The 19,897-nt window shown below is 41.5% G+C and carries 16 protein-coding genes; 8 read left to right on the top strand and 8 right to left on the bottom strand.

From position 1 onward, the window contains the following. Positions 1-422: 422 nt before the first annotated feature. Positions 423-1,724, top strand: a complete 1,302-nt coding sequence (gene ftsZ, locus GNE10_RS01320) for a cell division protein FtsZ (RefSeq protein WP_185563312.1) — start codon at positions 423-425, stop codon at positions 1,722-1,724. Between the two features lie 486 nt (positions 1,725-2,210). Here ftsZ and gshB read toward each other — a convergent pair whose 3' ends face one another. The 4 genes from gshB to hflX all read right to left on the bottom strand — a co-directional run bounded on the left by gshB (position 2,211) and on the right by hflX (position 6,709). Further along, a complete protein-coding gene (gene gshB, locus GNE10_RS01315) occupies positions 2,211-3,185 on the bottom strand; it encodes a glutathione synthase (protein WP_185563311.1) in 975 nt (324 codons plus the stop codon). Positions 3,186-3,385: 200 nt separating this feature from the next. Further along, on the bottom strand, positions 3,386-3,658 hold the full coding sequence (gene grxC, locus GNE10_RS01310; protein ID WP_099067313.1) for a glutaredoxin 3: 273 nt from the start codon (positions 3,656-3,658) through the stop codon (positions 3,386-3,388). A 327-nt stretch (positions 3,659-3,985) separates the two neighbouring features. Beyond that, positions 3,986-4,711 carry a PEP-CTERM sorting domain-containing protein gene (locus GNE10_RS01305; protein ID WP_185563310.1) on the bottom strand — a complete coding sequence of 242 codons (726 nt, stop codon included), beginning with the start codon at positions 4,709-4,711 and terminating at the stop codon, positions 3,986-3,988. Positions 4,712-4,960: 249 nt separating this feature from the next. Continuing rightward, on the bottom strand, positions 4,961-6,709 hold the full coding sequence (gene hflX, locus GNE10_RS01300) for a GTPase HflX (protein ID WP_185563319.1): 1,749 nt from the start codon (positions 6,707-6,709) through the stop codon (positions 4,961-4,963). 307 nt (positions 6,710-7,016) lie between these two features. Between hflX and GNE10_RS01295 the strand changes: the two genes are divergently transcribed. From GNE10_RS01295 to GNE10_RS01285, 3 genes are all read left to right on the top strand, one after another. Then, the gene (locus GNE10_RS01295; protein ID WP_185563309.1) at positions 7,017-7,232 is read left to right on the top strand and encodes an antitoxin family protein; all 216 of its coding nucleotides are present in this window, start codon (positions 7,017-7,019) and stop codon (positions 7,230-7,232) included. A 7-nt stretch (positions 7,233-7,239) separates the two neighbouring features. After that, positions 7,240-7,665 (top strand): type II toxin-antitoxin system VapC family toxin, encoded by a 426-nt coding sequence (locus GNE10_RS01290; protein ID WP_185563308.1) that lies wholly within the window; start codon positions 7,240-7,242, stop codon positions 7,663-7,665. A gap of 173 nt (positions 7,666-7,838) precedes the next feature. Continuing rightward, positions 7,839-9,407: a metallophosphoesterase gene (locus GNE10_RS01285; protein ID WP_185563307.1), complete on the top strand. Its 1,569-nt coding sequence runs from the start codon at positions 7,839-7,841 to the stop codon at positions 9,405-9,407. Positions 9,408-9,420: 13 nt separating this feature from the next. On the opposite strand, the gene GNE10_RS01280 is transcribed toward GNE10_RS01285, so the two are convergent. Together GNE10_RS01280 and GNE10_RS01275 are read right to left on the bottom strand one after the other, a co-directional pair. Next, on the bottom strand, positions 9,421-11,682 hold the full coding sequence (locus GNE10_RS01280; RefSeq protein WP_185563306.1) for a cation:proton antiporter: 2,262 nt from the start codon (positions 11,680-11,682) through the stop codon (positions 9,421-9,423). 341 nt (positions 11,683-12,023) lie between these two features. Further along, complete coding sequence (locus GNE10_RS01275) at positions 12,024-12,842, bottom strand: class I SAM-dependent methyltransferase (protein ID WP_185563305.1); 819 nt, start codon at positions 12,840-12,842, stop codon at positions 12,024-12,026. 6 nt (positions 12,843-12,848) lie between these two features. Between GNE10_RS01275 and GNE10_RS01270 the strand changes: the two genes are divergently transcribed. Continuing rightward, positions 12,849-13,607 (top strand): class I SAM-dependent methyltransferase, encoded by a 759-nt coding sequence (locus GNE10_RS01270; RefSeq protein WP_185563304.1) that lies wholly within the window; start codon positions 12,849-12,851, stop codon positions 13,605-13,607. Between the two features lie 150 nt (positions 13,608-13,757). Here the strand turns inward: GNE10_RS01270 and GNE10_RS01265 are convergent, their stop codons facing one another. Continuing rightward, a complete protein-coding gene (locus GNE10_RS01265; protein WP_099067322.1) occupies positions 13,758-14,051 on the bottom strand; it encodes a hypothetical protein in 294 nt (97 codons plus the stop codon). Positions 14,052-14,078: 27 nt separating this feature from the next. After that, a complete protein-coding gene (locus GNE10_RS01260) occupies positions 14,079-14,546 on the bottom strand; it encodes a VOC family protein (protein ID WP_185563303.1) in 468 nt (155 codons plus the stop codon). 168 nt (positions 14,547-14,714) lie between these two features. Between GNE10_RS01260 and GNE10_RS01255 the strand changes: the two genes are divergently transcribed. The 3 genes from GNE10_RS01255 to GNE10_RS01245 all read left to right on the top strand — a co-directional run bounded on the left by GNE10_RS01255 (position 14,715) and on the right by GNE10_RS01245 (position 19,823). Next, positions 14,715-15,170 (top strand): DUF4385 domain-containing protein, encoded by a 456-nt coding sequence (locus tag GNE10_RS01255; protein ID WP_185563302.1) that lies wholly within the window; start codon positions 14,715-14,717, stop codon positions 15,168-15,170. 637 nt (positions 15,171-15,807) lie between these two features. Continuing rightward, the gene (locus tag GNE10_RS01250; protein WP_185563301.1) at positions 15,808-17,157 is read left to right on the top strand and encodes a glutamine synthetase family protein; all 1,350 of its coding nucleotides are present in this window, start codon (positions 15,808-15,810) and stop codon (positions 17,155-17,157) included. Positions 17,158-17,249: 92 nt separating this feature from the next. Beyond that, positions 17,250-19,823: a GAF domain-containing protein gene (locus GNE10_RS01245; RefSeq protein ID WP_185563300.1), complete on the top strand. Its 2,574-nt coding sequence runs from the start codon at positions 17,250-17,252 to the stop codon at positions 19,821-19,823. Positions 19,824-19,897: the final 74 nt, after the last annotated feature.

Raw genomic sequence — 19,897 nt, 5'->3', positions numbered from 1 at the left:
ATTAACAATATTATTAAGGCAAAAAAAATCCAATGTAGTGTGTGCTTACAAGTTATGCCATCTACGGAGGAAAATGAACAGATTAATATCTGGTTAAAGTTATACAGAAGGCTTTTAGATACATGTAGGTATTGCAATATATTCAACATTATGCAGAAATTATTGTTCTTCAGACATATCTGTAGTAGTGTGGCTATATTTGACTACGTAAGATGGAATTCTACTTCTGTAGAATTTGTTGTGCCATCGCCTATTTTAAAAGCGTACCCCAGAGTAAATTTTCGCACAACGAATTCTGTTAGGCTTGGCAGTAGTGAAAACAATAAAAAACACTGCCACAATGTTATGGCAGTGTCAAACTATAGTTGACTCTTAGTTGAATAACACCCCAAAAAGTCGTTTATCTACCTCTCACAAATCCAATGACACTTGATAATAACCAAGGACTTACCTATAAAGATTCCCAATCTACCGGACAGCCCGGTTTCTCTTTGGCAGTTAACTCCACCAATCCCTTTAACTCTGGGTTGAACTTCGGACAAAATCACGATAATAAGAAGATTTCTCCTGAAAACAGCCGCATTGGGGAAATCGTTCCCGGTCGGGTTGCCAATATTAAAGTAATTGGTGTAGGTGGTGGTGGCGGTAATGCTGTTAATCGGATGATCGAGTCTGATGTCTCTGGTGTAGAGTTTTGGTCAATTAATACTGATGCTCAAGCCCTAACTCTAGCTGGCGCTCCTAGTCGATTACAAATTGGACAGAAGCTGACACGGGGTTTGGGAGCAGGTGGTAATCCTGCCATTGGCCAAAAGGCGGCTGAGGAATCACGAGATGAAATTGCCACGGCTTTAGAGGGTGCAGACCTAGTATTTATCACTGCTGGTATGGGAGGTGGTACTGGAACAGGTGCAGCTCCCATTGTGGCCGAAGTAGCCAAAGAAATGGGTGCTCTGACTGTTGGCGTGGTTACACGTCCATTTGTTTTTGAGGGACGCCGCCGCACCAGCCAAGCAGAACAAGGTATTGAAGGACTAAAAAGTAGGGTAGATACGCTGATTATTATCCCCAATAACAAACTCCTGGAAGTGATCCCGGAACAAACCCCGGTACAAGAAGCTTTTCGTTATGCAGATGATGTGCTGCGTCAAGGGGTGCAAGGTATTTCTGATATCATCACGATCCCCGGATTGGTAAACGTTGACTTTGCGGATGTACGAGCTGTAATGGCAGATGCAGGATCGGCATTGATGGGAATCGGCGTTAGCTCTGGAAAATCTAGAGCCAGAGAAGCGGCGATCGCAGCTATTTCCTCTCCTTTGCTAGAATGCTCCATTGAAGGCGCTAGAGGTGTAGTCTTTAATATTACCGGTGGTACTGACTTGACTTTGCATGAAGTGAACGCTGCCGCAGAAGCAATCTATGAAGTAGTCGATCCCAACGCTAATATTATTTTTGGCGCTGTCATTGATGACAGACTCCAAGGCGAGGTCAGAATTACTGTGATTGCTACTGGGTTTACAGGTGAAGTACAAACAGCACCACAACAAAGCGTGGCTAATGTTCGGGTAGCACCCAATACTCCCAAGCGACCAACAACACAACAACCCACAATTAATCCTCCAACTCCAACTCCAGCCCCTACTCCCATTCCAGAACCAAAAGAAAAACTGGGACTAGACATACCTGATTTTCTGAAAAACCGACGTACACCACGGAATTAAGAAATTTTGGATTTGAATTAACTTCAGAGTCTTAGACCAGGCTGAGTGTTGTATAAAATCTGCTAGTTTCAGGGTTTTACCAAAGGTAGGGGTAAGCAATACGTTGCCATCCCTAATATTGCTAATTGGTAGAAAAATTTCTCAACGCTACTTACAAAATCAACTTGGGCAGGAATTCACTGATTTCCATGTCTAGCTGTGCTTTTGTCAAAAAAGCAGAACGACCTGCTCGACTCAGGATGTGTATGTAGACCTTGCCCCTTGTAGATATGGCTACATCTATGATTGTAATTTATTTAACTCAAGAAATATGTTTACTTAATTTTATACCAACTGAAAGAAACAATGCAACAGATACATGCTGGCAAACCCTTGTTATGTCGACTTTCTTAATACGTCAATTTTGATTTGGTATTAAGTAGCGTGAAAAAATTATGCAAGTGTCCTAACTCAGTATATTTGCTAAGAATAGGACACAAATAAAAATTATTTTTTAATTTTTAAAATTTCTTCAATCCATTGAATCACCTGATGAGCCAGACGAGTACCATCTAAGCGGTCAATCTCACGAATACCTGTGGGGCTGGTGACGTTAACTTCAGTCAGATAGCCACCGATAACATCAATACCCACAAAAATTAAGCCTTCTTGGCGTAAACGTTCAGCTATTTGGGTGCAGATTTCATGCTCTCTTGGAGTAATTTCGGTTTGGGCAACTGTACCACCAGTGGCCATATTATTGCGAAAGTCAGTGCCACTGGAAAGGCGATTCAGGGCACCTATGGGTTCGCCATTGAGTAAGATAATTCGTTTATCTCCTTCCTTTGCCTGTGGTAGGTAAGTCTGCACCATCACTGGTACTTTACCTTGGAGAGTACTGAGTTCGATAATGGAGTTGAAATTGCGATCGCTTGATTGCAAAATCAAAATTCCTTCCCCAGCTTTGTTACCCAATGGTTTGAGAACCGCAGTCCCCTTTGCTGCCACAAATTCTCTAATAAACTGCTTATCAGCACTAACAATGGTTTCTGGAATTGCTTTGGTAAACTGGAGGGCGTACATTTTTTCATTAGCCCCCCGGATACCGCTAGGACTATTAATCACCAAAGTTTGATTTTGGTCAATGTAATCGAGAATATAGGTAGCGTACAGGTAGGAATCATTGACAGGTGGATCTGTCCGCATGAATACAGCATCCATTGTTTCTAAGGAAGCGAAAAAGCGTTGGCTCAACTTATACCAAGGATTCGCTGCTATCCACCGTCCCTCAACCAATTCCACCGGTACAAGTTCGACTTGCTGTAGGACAGCCCAAGCTTTGCTCCCGACCACACTCAACAGATTTGTCTGAGTCACCCAAACTTCGTGTCCCAGGATTTGCGCTGCTTCCATCAGGGCAACGCTAGTATCATGACACGGGTCAAGCTGATGGATGGGATCAATGATAAAAGCCAGTTTCACGCTGTCTGCCTCAATCACCAGAAAATTAAATGGTTATTCAACTATTATCTCCTGATGTTCTCACCAATTGATGTATGGGCATAGCTTAGAACCTAATATTTTAATAGACAGCGCTTTTGCACTGCCTTACTTTTAAAGAATTGTAGCGACTGCCGTGTATGTCCAGCGGCTTGTCGCCAGAAAGAGCAATATTTTTTGAACTAAACGCTATTGCTAGAAGTTAGTAATTCGTCTAGCTTGCCTTGATTATCTAAAGCGTGGATATCATCACAACCACCAACATGCTCGTCATTGATGAAAATTTGGGGTAAAGAACGGCGTCCATTTGCTCTTTGAGCCATTTTATTTCTGGCTGCCTCATCTCCGTCAATGCTGTATTCGATAAATTCAACTCCCTTGTTTCTCAGCAGATTTTTAGCACGGATGCAAAATGGGCAAGTCCTCCAAGTGTAAATTTCTACTTTTGCAGCCATAAAGTCCTCAAAATGATTTAATACTCCTTAATTTTAGAACTTTGTTATGGAGTGTAGCTGCCCCATTTTGTTTTGATTTGATTTTGAGAAATAGCTAATTGGTTTCGCAACAATAAAAGTTAGTCAGAAAATAATAACTTTAGGCTTTCGGCTGAGATAATGTTGATGTCAAAATCATTAATATATATGAATTACTAAAAGTATATTTGAGTATCTGATGAATCAAGAAATCTATAAGATTAAAAAAGACACACCCAATCCTACTAAAAGAATAACTAGACATTGTATTCTCTGAGTGAATATGACTGGTGTGTCATTATGCAGTTTTTAGGAAACTGCCATTGAAGTTGGGGCTAAAGTTTTTTTCTTTGCTACTTTCAGCGCACCCAGAGCAAATAGCCCAAGGGCAGCTACTGTACTAGGTTCAGGTACTTTTTTTGGTGGAGGTGGGGGAGGAGTGTAGTAAGGGGCTTGTCCTTTGAGCTTGCTACTGTCTTCGCGGTTGTTTTTAGAACCAACGCTCATTAACCGCACCCCAAAGTTTTGTTCAGAAAATTGAGCCAACGTTAAAGCTTGGGAAGTATGGGATAGGGTAAAGATCGTAGATTGAATGTCACCCTTTCCTTTACCTATACCTTCTTGTCCAATTTCTACCCCCGCATCAAAGAAGCCGCCACCACCATTTAAATTGTTACTACTGCTACCAATGGAGTTAATTGTTCCAGCAGGGCCAAATTTGCTGGCTGTTATATCTGTACCGACTACTTTGAGACCACTGAGGAGTGAGTCATCTTTAATGTTGAAGAAAATACCGCGAATGTCAGCAATTGTGTTACTGCCAGTAGATAAATAATCTACTTTAAACTGAATTTTGCCTGACCCTGCTGCTGCATCATCTAAGGTAAATTTTACCCTAGTATCCGCGCCGGTGAAGTCGTTAATAGTAAAACTCATCGAAGCGGCGTTAGCTGGGGAAAAGGCAGAAGACGATATCACAACGGCAGTAGCAGCTAAAAACGAAGGTATTGCTGCGGTGGAAAATAAATGTTTCATGTTAATCAATGTTTTGGAAAACGAAATGGTAAGACTTTGTTGGTAGTTATGGGAATTTGCTGCTTGCTATCCATGTATAATCAGATGCACCGAGTGAAAAGCCTTCTCCCACTCTAAATACTGGATTTTAAGTTGTCTATAATACAAGACTCATATTCAAAAAGACTTCATTTTTCTCTTCACATAATAAAATCACCCAGTAATAATACTGGGTGATTTGATAATTAAAAAATTATTTGATTTCAGTATTTATCCACAATCAACCGCATATTCAATCAGTTGCCCAAGGCGCTGACGTAAAGTTTCTAATCCCAACCGCTGACTGGCAGAAATAAACACCGCTAAGGGGAATTCTTCTCTAGCCAAAGCCAATGTCTCACTGGTGGCTCGATCGATTTTATTAAAAACAACCAGCGCTGGGCCGGGAGTGACTGGCATTTGTGCGAGGATTTCCCTAACCGAACGAATATGACGCAACCAAGCTGGATGAGATAAATCTACTAAATGTAGTAGGGCATCGGCTTCTGTAACTTCCTCCAAAGTGGCGCGGAAGGCATCCATTAAGGATGGAGGTAGTTCGTGTATGAATCCCACTGTATCTGTGATCAGAATTTCTTGAGGTTCATCAGTTTCGCCATGAGGAATTACTAGGCGGCGGGTAGTAGGATCGAGAGTGGCAAATAGCTGGTCGGCTGTATAAACTTCTGCATTAGTCAGAGCATTTAGTAAAGTAGATTTACCAGCATTGGTGTACCCAACCAAAGCTACTGAAGGAACTTCTCGATGCTGTCGTCGCTGTCGTAAGCGCGAACGATGCGCTTGTAACTGGTTAACTTCTTTTTGTAATCGCGAAATCCGTTGCCCGATCGCACGTCGTTCGGTTTCTAGTTTAGTTTCACCAGGGCCACGAGTCCCAATACCACCACCGAGTCGGGACATGGCGCGACCTCTACCAGTTAGTCGCGGCTGCATATATTCCAACTGTGCTAGTTCTACTTGCAATTTGCCGGCACGGGATTGCGCGCGTTGGGCGAAGATATCTAAAATTACTTCGGTACGGTCAACTACGCGGACACCAATTTGCGCTTCTAGGTTGCGGACTTGGGAGGGTGAGAGGTCGCGGTCAAAGACGACGAGATTCACTCCCAGTGTTTGGGCTGTGAGGGCGATTTCTTGGACTTTGCCTTCACCCACTACTGTTTGGGGATGAATGCGCGATCGCTTTTGTTGTATTGTCTGCAATACATCTCCCCCTGCGGTGTCAACTAAACGTGCCAATTCCGCTAGGGTGTCTTGGAATTGTTGGGGGGTCATTTCATCAGTCATTAACCCCACAATTAACACGCGATCGTGGTCAGCATCTACTTCTTGGGCAACAAATTCTCGCTGGAATTCGGCTTCCAGATTTTCCACCAAATCGATCAAATCCTGCTGTGCCAGTTCTTCCAAATCCAGAGGAGGCGATATATTCCAGATCGGAGATTGGACTTGCTTGTGTTCTGTGTTGAAGCCAGCAGGACTTGTAATCAAAGTCCGCGAGTCTTGTTGCGGCGTCAGATGAGCCAAATAAGCTTCTTTGACGTAGCCAGTAGCGCCGCCTCCCCGCCGGGTAAATCCTGTTCCGGTAATATTTAGCACTACTAAAGCATCTAAACGTTGTAATGCCATAGCCGTAAGTGCCGCTTCATTGGGTGGTTCCGACTTAAGATGAGTGGCGATACAACGAATACCACTGAGTCGTTCTGCGCCATAACGAGGTAATTCCAAAGGTGGAATTTGCGTTTGACGCGGTGTGCCCACCCCAACACGAATCACTTGTCCGCGACGGTTGAGATAGGCACACACAGGGTGATTGAGTTCTGTACTGATTGCTGCCAGACGCTGGGAAAATTCAGACGTGGTGATGCGATCGCCTGGTATGCGCTGGTGATAAAGCCGCTGTAGTTGTTTCAGCTGGCTGGTCTTTAGACCTTGGAGATTTCCAAAGATAGTCTCTATAGGCGTTTCTGACCAGTTAAATGGCCCCCCGAATCCTTCTTTAGTCTATTTTACAACAGCCTAAGGGGTGCAAACTCTTTCCTTTGAGGGATGAAATCTCAATTATTCAGGACTTACGCAGGGAGATTATTGGTTGAGGTTGGGAATAGGACATGGGGCATTGGGTATTGGGCATTGGGCATTGGGTAGGCGAGAGTAATAACTCCCCAGTCACCAGTCAACTGTCAACTCTCAACTTCTCCCTCCACTTAACCTACCCGTATTCCCGCAACCAGCTTAGGATAGACTAAAAGAATTTTTTGAGGAAATGGTAGAAAAAATTACAGCCATATTTAATGGCAAAGTGTTTTATCCGTCTGAACCCATCGTACTGCCAACTAATACCCGCGTGCGAATCAGTATTGAAATTTTACCGCCCAGCGAAGATGAAACAGTATCATTTTTGCAAACAGCGCCATCGCTTAGTCTACAAGGGCCAAGTGATTGGTCTGCCAATATAGACAAGTATTTATACGCTAAATAAACTTTTCATGCATTCTGAAGTTTTTCTGGATACATCATTTGCTATTGCCTTATCTGCACCAAGCGATCGCTTGCATCACCGAGCTTTACATCTCGCTAAAATGTTACAAGCGGCAGAAACTCGTTTAGTGACAACACAAGCTGTGATGTTGGAAATTGGCAATGCCCTATCCCAGCTACCTTATCGTCAGGCAGCGATTATATTATTGAATTCTTTGGTAGCAGACTCGAAAGTCGAAATTGTCCCCCTTTCCCAAGAAATCTACGAACGTGCTTTTCAACTTTATTGCGATCGCACTGAGAAAGAATGGGGATTTGGCGATTGCATATCTTTTATTGTCATGGAATATAGCGGAATTACCGAGGCCTTAACTGCTGACGAGCATTTTCAACAAGCAGGGTTTCGAGCATTATTGCGAGAAAATTTGCCCTGACTGTTGAGTGTTAACTGTTGACTGAGAAATAAGGTCTAGCAACTAGGTAATAGTAAATAAATATTTAGAAATACCTTCTCAGTACCCAATCAACAGTCAACAGTCAACAATCAACACTCCTTATTATTCCGTTACAATCAGCTTGTGCGTTAGGCTTTCACGAGTTATCAGCCATGAATTTGATTTTCGATCCACCGATTCCTGTGAAAATTCAGAAGATGAAGGAACGGGTGCGGTGGATGCATCCGAGTTTTGTGCAACGGGGAATTGACCAAACCACTTTGGCCATCGACGATGGCAAAAATCATAGTCCAGAATTTTCTTTTATGGTTATCGGTGATTCTGGTACTAAATCCCATTCTCCACACCACCCCCAGCGAAAAGTTGCCGAACTGATGCTTCCTCACCGCGAGGATTGCAGTTTTGTGTTGCACACAGGAGATGTAATTTATGTGGTGGGTTCTCATGAGTATTACTCAACAAATTTTATTCAGCCTTATCGGGAATTTCTTGTAGGTGGCCACAACCCCAAAAGCATTTCCTATAACCAAATGGTGTTTAATCTACCATTCTTGCCAGTACTTGGTAATCATGATTACTACGATGTGCCGTTGTTGTACCGTTTATTTACGGGTACAACATGGTCTCTACGTCGGCTGTTGAAGTACAAAGATATTGAGATTGGCTGGCATGGTTCCTATCAAGGGAATGCCTATGCACGGGCGTTTATGGATTACACTGCGGGGATGTCTTCCCAAGAGTTAGAACGGCATTTAGATAGACACTACACTGCTAAAACTGACACAGGACGCTGTTTGCGTTACGAGCCGGGAAAATTCACCCGTTTACCCAATCGCTATTATACGTTTCGTTACGGGGGAATTGACTTTTTTGCACTGGATTCTAATACATTTAATACACCATCACCTTTACCTGCAACTCAAGAGGGAGAGATTTACCGTCAGGAATTGCAAAAGCGCCGTCATGAAATAGATACAGAAGAATTGCAAATTTTGAAAATATGCGATGGACTGAACCCTGATAAACCTACCGAAGCGGAAAAACTAGATGAACTGAGTGCCAAATTAGACCAAATTGATGAAATTAAAATCGATATTGAAAAACAACTAGCATCAGAGAAAATACTTACCATCGATTTTGAACAACTAGAATGGTTACGAACTAGACTTATTGAGTCTTGGAATACCTCCGAGGTGCGGGGACGCGTAATCTTTTTCCACCATCCACCCTATGTTACAGAAGCTACCAAGTGGCATCAGGCACAAACCTTAGCGGTTCGCCATCGTTTGCGCTTGGTGTTTGAACAAGTGGCTAAAACTCTTGGTTCTTTAATAAAAGAGCGCCCCATAGTGGATTTGATTTTAAACGGTCACGCCCATTGTTTGGAATATCTCCGCACAACTGACACAGGATTTGCGGATTCCCACATTAATTGCATTATCTCTGGTGGTAGCGGTCATCGCCCCCGGTATCAACGGCAAGAGGGCACTGAATTGATGGAGACTTTTGCAGAAATGGCTGGCGATCGCACTCGTAAAATTGCTGATTCTAAGCTTTTTATTGGTCGCTATAAATACAATTTACAAAAGCGATTGCCTTACTCTTGCGTGCGGATTGATGTATTAGATGGTAGTCCACCGAAGTTTATTGTCAAACCGCTAGTTACTGAGCGTATTGGTGAACAATGGTATAACAGGGAATTTGAATCTTTTGTGATTTAGGCAGTTAAAAAGACTATGGCCCAGTAATCACAGCTACTGGACAGTGTGCTTTATTGAGAATTGCATCTACTCTATGACCGAAGAAAACACGACCCGTAACCATTCGGATATTGCTCCCTAAAACAATTAAGTCAGCATGTTTGCTTTGGGCAAACTTGAGGATTTCCTTTTCTGGGCTGCTTCCTTGAAGGATATAAGTTTGGACATCAGCGCCTAAATTACGACCAATAGCTGCTTGCTGTTCTAACAGATCTTCGGCGATTTCCTTTACTGGAGCTAGCGATCGCTGTTCGTAAAGAATATACTCAACCTGTGGTAAGTTAATCACGTTGACAATAGTGACTACTGCCCCAGTGTGAGCGGCGATGGTACTTGCTACTTCTACAGCATTTTTACTGTATTCTGTGCCCACTGTTGGCACAAGAATATTTTTCAGCTGTTGTTGAGCGATTTTGCATGTCTCACCTTGGGGCTGGGGTAGGTGCGACTTCACCACCATTGTTGCACAAGGGGCTTCTTGCACCACTCGGTCAACAAGTAAATTGAACAATGCTTTTTGAGGGCGTATCTGTTCAGAAGCTCCCAGTACAATTAAGTCATAGTTTTTGTTTGCTTCATTCAGAATCACCTCTGCCTTACTATGCCCAGACTCCGTTTTTATTTGTAAGGTGGTATCAGCAGATAATTGCATTTCCTCAGTCACACAAGCAAGAGCTTCCTCAGCAGCAGTATCTTTAACTTGGGTTGCTGTACGACGTGCTTTTTTTGGGGGCTGCTTGTCGCTCAAAGCGTATAAAGCTGTGACTTCTACCTGGTTTTGATGAGCCATATAACCAACTAACTGGGCTGCAAGTTGGATGTTACTTCCACCACTAGTCGGCACTAAAATACGATGTATCCGCTTGATAAAGCTACGGCTATACTGTTCTTCTTGCTCTAAACGTCGAGCTTCCTCTTCACCCATAACCACCTTCGACAGGGTGAAACGTAAGAGTGCTGGAGCCATTAAAGAAGTTACGATCGCCACCATGACTATAATTGAGTACATCTGCGGATTGAGGACTCCCAAAGATAAACCAATTGTGGCAACAACAATCTCCATTGCTCCACGCGCATTCATCCCGGAACCCATTGCTAAAGCTTCCCAATGGCTCAACCCCCCTACACGAGAACCAAGATAAGCACCCGTAAATTTACCAATACAGGCCACAGCAAGCACAATCAAACCAAATATCAAGGTCTGGGGAACTAATAGGGCTAGCAAGTTAACTTTCAAGCCAGCGGCGGCAAAGAAAATTGGCGCTAAAAAGCTGGCTGTGAATACTTCTAGCATGTGTCCAGCTTCACTACTAAAGCGCCGGGATTGTCCCGCCAGAATCCCCAACACGAAAGCACCCAAGGCTGCTTCTAGTCCTAATGCGTGGGTGAATGCTGCTGCGGAGAGTGAAAGAACCAGCACAACCGACATACTAGCAGCGATGCCGCCAACGTAGTCATCAACCCAGCGCAAAATCTGGTCTACGATGGTACGCCCAATTGTAAAGGCAATGCCGAGAAACAATACTGCTGCACTCACGGAGTGGAAAATTGTCCCAAAGTCAAATTTGCCGCTGCTAGCTAAACCCGAAACCACAGAAAGTAAAATCCAGCCAATGGTGTCGTCGGTCATACCGGCTGCTAAGGTAACTTGACCAATGTCACGGCGAATCAGGTTCAAGTCCATCAACACCTTAGCAATCACAGGTACTGCTGAAATACTCATTGCTGTGGCGATAAACAGACTGAATACCAGTCGCTTTTCTGGGTCGGCTAAAAAACTATCCGGCAATAGCCAGCCTAGTCCAAATCCGGTGATAAAAGGGACAATAATTCCACCGAGTGAAATCAGCAAAGCCGTTTTACCTTTACGCAGAATCAATTTTAGATCTGTCTCTAGACCTGTGACAATCAACAAAAATAACACCCCTAACCAAGAAATTACTGAAAGTAAATCAGACTGTTCTTGGCTTTTGGGAAAGATATGCGCCTGTAAGTCTGGAAAAAGCAAACCAAATAAAGAAGGGCCAAGGAGCACACCAGCCAGTAATTCTCCAACAACGGGAGGTTGATTAATCCGGCGCATGAACTCACCTAATCCCCGCGCTACTAAAAGCAACAGCGACAGTTGTACCAGCACCAACAGCAGTTCGTGATGACCGAGAGGTTTAATTAGACTAGCACCTGCTCCTTTCTGTGTAGCTAGTACAGGCAGTAACATGAGGGATAGGTTTTGCATAAAAAATTTTGAAAAAGCTAGCTTTCAGTAAAGAGTGTTAGTGTTTACTTCCACATCATTCTAGAAGATTAAAATTTGGTTCCGAAAGGTATGATTATGATGAGCGATCGCCTTGAGCTTGGGAGCATTGCAAATGGGCAAGTTTATCAAACTACGAGATTGTAACTTACCTCAAAGATTGAATCAACAAACCACAAAGGACGCATAGACGCGTTAGCGACTTCCCGCAGAATCGGACACAAAGATAAGAGAGTTCAAAAGGATTTTTGCATGATTTTTGTATATTTTTGCAAAATTGAGATGCTTCCTTGAGTTCTCTGTTCAGTAGCCAAGCCGATGACTTATTTTTGAGCGCGAACAAAGAATTTTGTGGTGTCTTCCCAAATACCTTGAGCAGTTGCTAATTTTTCAATTTCTGCTTTGTATTCAACTTGCAACTGATTTAATTGTTCTGGTGATAATTTAGACAATAGAGGATGACCTTTAAAATTTATATTATTTATTGTCTGTGATAATCTGTTATCTGTTACAGGCCGATAACGTCCTGATGGTTCAATTTTAATTTCGATATCTTTAAAACCTGCTTGAGTGAGCAATTTACGACATTTTTCTGTAGTTCCAAGTGGTTCAAGGATATGTGGTAGCGATACACCCAAAACTTTAGCGCATATTCTTTGCTGAAGAGAGGCCATATAAGCAGTTTCGGGAGGACAAGTAAATGCCACAAACCCTCCTATTTTTAGGAAGCGATACCACTTTTGTAAAGCAGCGAGGATATCAGGAAAAAGTACAATCGCCTCACAGCAAAAGACAACATCAAAACTACTATCACTAAAATTGAAATCTTCAGCATCTGCCTCTATCAATTCTATATTTTGTAATTTTTTCGCGGCAATTTTTTGTCTTGCTTGATGCAACATTCCAGGGGTCATGTCAATCCCAATCACATAGCCTTCCGATCCAACTTTTTTTGCTGCGGATATCGCAACTAAACCTGTTCCAGTGGCCACATCAAGGATTTTCTGACCTGAGTGTAGAGGTACAAATTCAAGTAAAATTTTGGCATCTAGAGGATGGCGAGTACCTTCTTCATGGTCATAAGTAGTTCTACTACCATAAAATTCTTTTAGTTGCTGTTTATAACTATCCACATCAGTCATAAGTAAATGTCAATTTTTCTACACTTTATAGTAACTCTTGTTGTGGTGTTGAGTTGCTTGCTGCTAAATCCAACCTTGATAGCACAAGCCGCGTCTTCACCCACTGTTTACGAAGAGCATATCATCCATAGTCCAGATGGGATCGGCAAATATTACATGGGGCGAGAAATTGCCAAAGTTATGGGATACACCGGTGCCGGTTGGCTAGAAAGACCGAAGCGAGAAGTGGAAGAACAGCCAAGTAAAATAGTTAGCATCCTGAACCTAAAACCTGACAATGTGGTAGCAGATATTGGTGCTGGTACTGGTTATTTAAGCTTTCGCATTGCGCCACTGTTAACAAAAGGCAAAGTGTTGGCTGTTGATGTTCAGCCAGAAATGTTAGAAATTATTGAATTGTTCAAACAAGAAAAAAATATTACCAATGTTGAGCCTGTTTTAGCAACTCTCACTGACCCAAATTTACCATCTGAAAGTATCGATTTGGCATTAATGGTAGATGCATATCATGAATTGGCATATCCCCAAGAAGTGATGCAAAAAATTGTCAACGCCCTGAAACCTGGAGGGAGGGTAGTATTAGTTGAGTATCGGGGTGAAAATCCTTTTATCATGATTAAACCTCTGCATAAAATGACTCAAAAACAAGCCCGCAAAGAAATGCAAGCTGTTGGTTTAGTTTGGCGCGAAACTAAAAATTTGTTACCTCAGCAGCATTTAATGGTGTTTGAAAAACCCAATGGTAGTGATTTTTGGACAAGATAAATATCCAGCAAGTCATAATAAAATAAGCTATTGGGCTTTTAAATTGCACAGTTGTTTGTTAAGTTTGTTGACTGTTGAATGTTGACAGTTAACTGTCAACCGTCAACATTCAACAATCCCAAGTAATATTTCACAAATTATTTAAAATCGCTATATATTTTGAGGTACAAAAGTCGCGGTTTTGGTTGTACTATCCCAAACTATCCAGCTAATAGAATTATCTAAATCATCATCGCTATTGGAAACTTTAAAATAGAGTTTTTCTTCACCTTTAGTTTCAATAGCAAAGTCGGCATTTTGGGCATAAACAACCTTAAAACCTCTGTCCCGCAGACAATACATCGCCCAGGCCTTTAATGATTGTTTGTATGGTTCGTGGGGAATTGGCGGTTTGGTAATTGTGTCTTCAATTACTTTGAATATTTGCGTGAGTTTCGCGCTCATAAGAGATATTTCGTGATTACTCCTGAATTAGCTAGCTTCTGGATCGCAACGAATTTCAATCATAAAGCCATCTGGGTCATAGAAATACACACCTCTACCAGTAGGACGACTGACTGGGCCGTGAGCGATCGCTATTTTATTTTCTCTGATTACTGCCACGGCGCGATCGAATAACTGCGGCTCGATATCAAAAGCTAAATGATAGGCTCTAGTAAATGTCTTTTCAGGATTGGGATCTGGTGGTGATAATTCTGGTTCCCCAAATAAATCTAATATCGTACCATCCGGGGTGATGAAATTCGCTACTTTTCCAGATGCGACCAATTCCACCAAGGTTGCGGGTACTTCCTCGCCGGTAAGTTCATGCAAACCTAGAATAGTCCCGTAAAAATGTCGGGAAGCTTGCATATCCTTGACATTGAGCGCAATATGATGCACTTTCCGCAAATCCCCTGGAACAAGGACACTGTTTGCACATTGACTGCTAGATAGCATAGTAAACAAAATTTCCCTACAGAGATAGAAGTTGAACTTTTTTCTTAAAGTTTACTATTCCTAATGAGAACCTATCAACAAAAGAGTCAAAATTCACAATAAATTTTCTACCCAAGTGGTAGAAAATCCAGCAGATGATTTATTTTGACTCCTGAATTCTGTTTTCCTATGCCTTTTGATTATTCCTTAGACTTTCAAAATATCGATTTTCGTCAACATCCCGAACTTTATCGCATTGGCAAAGGCGAGCAAGGTGTACTTTTAATAGAACCATACAAATCAGAAATTCTTCCTCACTGGCGATTCAAAACCCCTGAAATTGCCAAAGAATCTAGCGAAAAAATCTATGAAATGTTTGTTGCTTATTTAGAACAAAATGATTTTGTTGGAGCAGATATGGCGCGAAAATTTATGCAAATGGGTTATACTCGCTCACGCCGTTATGCTAATCATAAAAGTGGCAGAAAATATAAAAAAGGTTCATCTCAAGAAATTTTACCTTATGAAGTAGACCCAATAAAAGCAGAATCAGCAGCTATTTTTAAAGCTAAATGGCTGCAAGCAAAAACAAACGAAAAATATCTCCAGCTTTTAGCAAGACATAAACAAAACTATGAATTATAGAAATATTATTTAAGTTGTAAAAAATATTGCTGTTGACTGTTGACTGTCATTTTAACTTGTAAAAGGCAGTCTAGATAAAGCAAGTTTCAGAATCCAATATGAAAGTAGTGGTCTATCGTATTAATTTTGATGAGTTTGTAGTAAGCACTTCAGTGCTTAAAAATCAAGGACTAAAGTCCTAACTACAAACTTATTTACCCCTCGTAACTAATGCAATGAACCAGTAGTCTTTTCCCATTCCCTACTTTCTACTCCACACTTTAAAGCTAGTAGAGAAGGGGAATATAGCCAATACGCTTGATGTTAAGAAACTTGATGTGTGGAGGTAAGGGAACAGCGAACAAGGACAAGAAAAAACAGGCTTAAGGAACTCCAAAAAATAAATTATTCTAAGTCAAGCATCACCAGTCAACAGTCAACAGTCTTCTATGGAATATTTTTTTACTTAGAAGTCCCTTATCTGAACTGTATTGGAATATAGCCGAAAAATCACGTAATTAATTTAGTATTTATAAATACAATTAATTAATATTATCTGTTAAGTGTTCTTTCTTTCAAAAGAAATTGAAGTCAAAAAATTGTCAAATTCAACCAAAAACACGATAATTTTCACAAAGTCATTGCGTATTCTGCAAAAATGGCAGCAAATAAAGCGTTTAAGAAAGTTAAAAAATCTCTTGAAGAAGCTGGAATCAAGTTTGTTCGTATTCTCTGGTGTGATAACGCTAACATCATTCGCGGTAAAGCGGTTCATGTGGAAATGTTATCTCATTACTTTGACTATGGCGTAGGCATTTCCGCAGGACAACAGGGAGTACCTGTAATGTATGATGCTGTTATTCCTGAAACTGGTCTTAGTCCAGTAGGTGAAATCCGCTTAATACCAGATTGGTTTAGCTTCACTCCTTTACGCTACGCTCCAGGACATGCTTCTATCATGGGAAACATGGTACTTGATGGTAGTCCTTGGGCCTTGTGTCCGCGTAATTTTTTAGTGCGAATGATTGAAGCCGCCAGACGGGAAGGTTTAGAAATTCGCGCTGCATTTGAAAATGAGTTTTACCTGTTACAGCAAACATCACAGGGAATTGTAGCCGCAGATTCTACGGTTTTCGCTTCTACCCAAGCAATGGATAGAAATCGAGTAGTAATTGATGAAATTGCTCAAGCACTCATTAGCCAAGGAATTCCTGTGGAGCAGTATTATCCAGAATCCGGCCCAGGTCAACAGGAAATCTCCATACGGTATACTAATGCTTTACAGGCAGCAGACTGGCAAATTACTTTTAGAGAAACCGTCAAAGCGATCGCTCATCAACACAACCTTACAGCCTCTTTTTTACCGAAAATTTTTGCTGATGCAGCTGGTAGCGGTTGTCACATTCATCTTAGTGTTTGGCGTAACGGTCAAAATCTCCTACCAGACCCCCAAGGTGTCTGCGGTATTTCCCCCATAGGCGAAGCATTTATCGCTGGTATTCTAAATCGTTTGCCTGCACTCATGGCCTTGACTACCCCTAGTACTAATTCTTACCGCCGCATCCGTCCCCACTGTTGGAGTGGTGCTTTTCGTTGTTGGGGACTAGACAACCGAGAAGCGGCTGTGAGAGTACCAAGCAATCCTGCATTCAATGGTTCCACCCATTTTGAGTTAAAAACCGTTGATGCATCGGCTAATCCTTACCTGGCTTTAGGTGCTGTAATTGCAGCCGGAATCGACGGCGTGCAACGAAACCTCAAACCAGGGAATCCCGTTACAAAAGATCCCGGACATTTGCCAATTGAAGAACGTCATACCAATGGTATTGACCTTTTACCACAAAACTTGGGTGAAGCCCTAGAATTTTTGAAGCGCGATAACATGCTTTTAATTGCTTTGAACCCACAATTGTCACAAGCTTTTTTAGCAGTGCGTCAAGCTGAGTGGGAAGCGATGAAAGATTGGGAATTACAAGCAGAAGTCAAACTTTTATTAGAGAAATACTAAACTTGTAGTAGTTTTCACAAAAATTATTAGGTAATGATAATAAGAAGTTATTTACTTGACTTGCTAAATTGCAACGCATTCAGGTTTCATTTATGAATAAGTCTTTTTCTCAAAATCAAGCAAGGCGAAATCGTCAGCAAAATCTGTGGCAACAAAAATGGAGTTTAAAGACTAAAGCTATAATTTGGGCACTAAGTATCAGTGTCCTACCTGTAGTTGCAATTGGAACAGTTACTTACTATTCCGGTATTGATATAATTACTAAAAAAATCCCGCAAGTAAGACTTGACAATGGCAAAAGTTCAACAGAAATTGAACTAGCTTTAGAAAGAAAACTATCACTTTTATTAACTGGTGTCGGAGTCACAGCAGTTTTGGCGGGTGCGGTGGCAACTTTTGTAGTTAATCGAACTGTTACGCGAATCAAAAACGCTGCTGAAACTACTAACGCCATCAAAAATAAGCTGCGTCCAGATAGTGAGTTTACTCAAGTTTACATTGCCAGTAATGATGAATTAGTGATGTTAGAAAGAAACATCAGCTTATTCACAAAGTTGCTTTCAGTTTTGGAACAGGAAAAAGCAGCCGAAACTGATTACTCACAACTATCGCTCAAAATTACCCGTTGGGTTCGAGAATCATTCAACGAGGAAGACGTTCTTAAAACGACCTCAGAAGAAATTCGTAGAGCTTTAAACCTCGATCGCGTAACTATTTTTTCCTTCAATTCCAACTCTCATGGCAGCTTTATCACAGAATCAGTAGCACCAGGGTTACCAAAAATATTGGGGGTTACAGTCTCTGATCCTGGGTTAGAGGCGGGATACATAGAAAAATATCAAAATGGTGCTATCCGCACCATTGATAATATTTATAAATCCGATCTCACAGATGCTGATATTGATTTACTAGAGCAATTTGCTGTTAAATCTAGTTTAGTAGCACCTATTTTCAAAGATAAACAATTATTCGGTTTATTAATTGCACATCAGTGTTCTAGAATTCGCTTTTGGCAGCAATCTGAAATTGATTTATTCACTCACATAGGTATGCAAATCGGTTTTGCCCTTGATTATGCCACGGTTCTAGAACAGGTAGATACTAAAGCGAATAAAGCTCAGCTATTTATAGAAATTACCCGTAGGATTCGCCAATCCCTCAACGAAGAAGATGTTCTAAAAATAACTGTAGAAGAAGTCCGTAAATTACTTAGTACTGACCGAGTGCTAGTTTATAGCTTTAATCCTGATTGGTCTGGAATTATAATTGCCGAATCAGTGATTCCAGGTTATCCAAAAGTTTTGCGGTCTGAAATTGAAGACCTATGTTTTGGTCAAGGTTACGTACAAAAGTATCAGTCTGGACGCGTTCAAGCCACAAACAACATTTACCAAGCAGGTTTGACTGATTGTCACATCAACTTGCTGGAATCTTTTGCCGTCAAAGCAAATTTAGTTGCACCGATTATCAAAGATAAACAGCTATTTGGCTTATTAATTGCCCATCATTGCTCTAGACCCCGAAATTGGCAACAGTCTGAGATTGATTTATTTTCCCAAATAGCCATCCAAGTGGGATTTGCTCTCGATCATGCGAGACTGCTACAACGCATCGAAGCGGAAGCTGTGCAAAGTCAGTTACTAGCAGATATTATCCGCAGCATTCGCCAATCACTTAACGAAGAAGATGTCCTGAAAATCACTGTAGAAGAAGTTCGTAAAGTACTCAGCGCTGATAGAGTGCTGGTTTATAGCTTTAATCCTAATTGGTCTGGAACCGTAATTGCCGAATCTGTTGTTCTCACCTACCCAAAAATTTTACGAGCTGAAGTCCAAGACCTATGTTTAGGTCAAGGCTATCTACAAGATTATCAATCCGGACGTGTTCTAGCCGTAAACAACATTTATCAAATCGGTTTGGATGATTCTGAGATTAGTCTGTTAGAATCCTTTGGTGTAAAAGCAAACTTAGTTGCACCCATTATTAAAGATCAACAGTTATTCGGCTTGTTAATCGCACATCAATGTTCTAGACCCCGAAATTGGCAACAGTCCGAGATTGATTTATTTGCCCAAATAGCCATCCAAGTGGGATTTGCTCTTGACCATGCTAGACTGCTGCAACGAATCAACGCTGAAAGTATGCGAAGTCAGTTATTGATGGATATTACCCGCAGCATTCGCCAATCACTCAAAGAAGAAGATATCCTCAAAACCACTGTGGAAGAAGTTCGCAAAGCACTTAGTATCGACCGAGTGTTGATTTATAGCTTTTACGCCAATTGGTTCGGAATTATCATTGCAGAATCAGTGGTTCCGGGTTATCCCAAAGTTTTGCGGTCTAAAATCCATGACCCCTGTTTCACTCAAACCTATGTGGAAAAGTACAAATCTGGTCAGGTTGTGGCAATTAAGAACATTTATCAAGCAGGTTTAACAGACTGCCATATTACCTTGCTGGAATCCTTTAGTGTGAAAGCAAATTTAGTTGCACCCATTATCAAAGATGAGCAACTATTTGGTTTGTTGATTGGACATCAGTGTTCTGCCCCCCGTGACTGGGAACAGCCTGAAATTGATTTATTTGCCCAAATAGCCATGCAAGTAGGATTTACTCTCGACCATGCTAGGCTTCTACAAGCGTATCAAGCTGCTGAAAATAACTGAGTAGAGACGTTGCACAGACGTTGCACAGACGTTGCACAAACGTTATACAGACGTTGCACAGACGTTGTAGAGAC

It is taken from the genome of Nostoc sp. 2RC, assembly GCF_014222165.1.
GTDB lineage: Bacteria > Cyanobacteriota > Cyanobacteriia > Cyanobacteriales > Nostocaceae > Nostoc > Nostoc linckia.
Note: the sequence above shows the minus strand (reverse complement) of the source record. Positions and strands in the feature narration are given on the sequence as shown.

What these genes read in the sequence shown, in the direction of transcription:
- ftsZ (WP_185563312.1), top strand. Translation starts at nt 423, where the DNA reads ATGACACTTGATAATAACCAAGGACTTACCTATAAAGATTCCCAATCT.
- grxC (WP_099067313.1), bottom strand. Translation starts at nt 3,658, where the DNA reads ATGGCTGCAAAAGTAGAAATTTACACTTGGAGGACTTGCCCATTTTGC.
- GNE10_RS01305 (WP_185563310.1), bottom strand. Translation starts at nt 4,711, where the DNA reads ATGAAACATTTATTTTCCACCGCAGCAATACCTTCGTTTTTAGCTGCT.
- GNE10_RS01295 (WP_185563309.1), top strand. Translation starts at nt 7,017, where the DNA reads ATGGTAGAAAAAATTACAGCCATATTTAATGGCAAAGTGTTTTATCCG.
- GNE10_RS01290 (WP_185563308.1), top strand. Translation starts at nt 7,240, where the DNA reads ATGCATTCTGAAGTTTTTCTGGATACATCATTTGCTATTGCCTTATCT.
- GNE10_RS01285 (WP_185563307.1), top strand. Translation starts at nt 7,839, where the DNA reads ATGAATTTGATTTTCGATCCACCGATTCCTGTGAAAATTCAGAAGATG.
- GNE10_RS01280 (WP_185563306.1), bottom strand. Translation starts at nt 11,682, where the DNA reads ATGCAAAACCTATCCCTCATGTTACTGCCTGTACTAGCTACACAGAAA.
- GNE10_RS01275 (WP_185563305.1), bottom strand. Translation starts at nt 12,842, where the DNA reads ATGACTGATGTGGATAGTTATAAACAGCAACTAAAAGAATTTTATGGT.
- GNE10_RS01270 (WP_185563304.1), top strand. Translation starts at nt 12,849, where the DNA reads ATGTCAATTTTTCTACACTTTATAGTAACTCTTGTTGTGGTGTTGAGT.
- GNE10_RS01265 (WP_099067322.1), bottom strand. Translation starts at nt 14,051, where the DNA reads ATGAGCGCGAAACTCACGCAAATATTCAAAGTAATTGAAGACACAATT.
- GNE10_RS01260 (WP_185563303.1), bottom strand. Translation starts at nt 14,546, where the DNA reads ATGCTATCTAGCAGTCAATGTGCAAACAGTGTCCTTGTTCCAGGGGAT.
- GNE10_RS01255 (WP_185563302.1), top strand. Translation starts at nt 14,715, where the DNA reads ATGCCTTTTGATTATTCCTTAGACTTTCAAAATATCGATTTTCGTCAA.
- GNE10_RS01250 (WP_185563301.1), top strand. Translation starts at nt 15,808, where the DNA reads ATGGCAGCAAATAAAGCGTTTAAGAAAGTTAAAAAATCTCTTGAAGAA.
- GNE10_RS01245 (WP_185563300.1), top strand. Translation starts at nt 17,250, where the DNA reads ATGAATAAGTCTTTTTCTCAAAATCAAGCAAGGCGAAATCGTCAGCAA.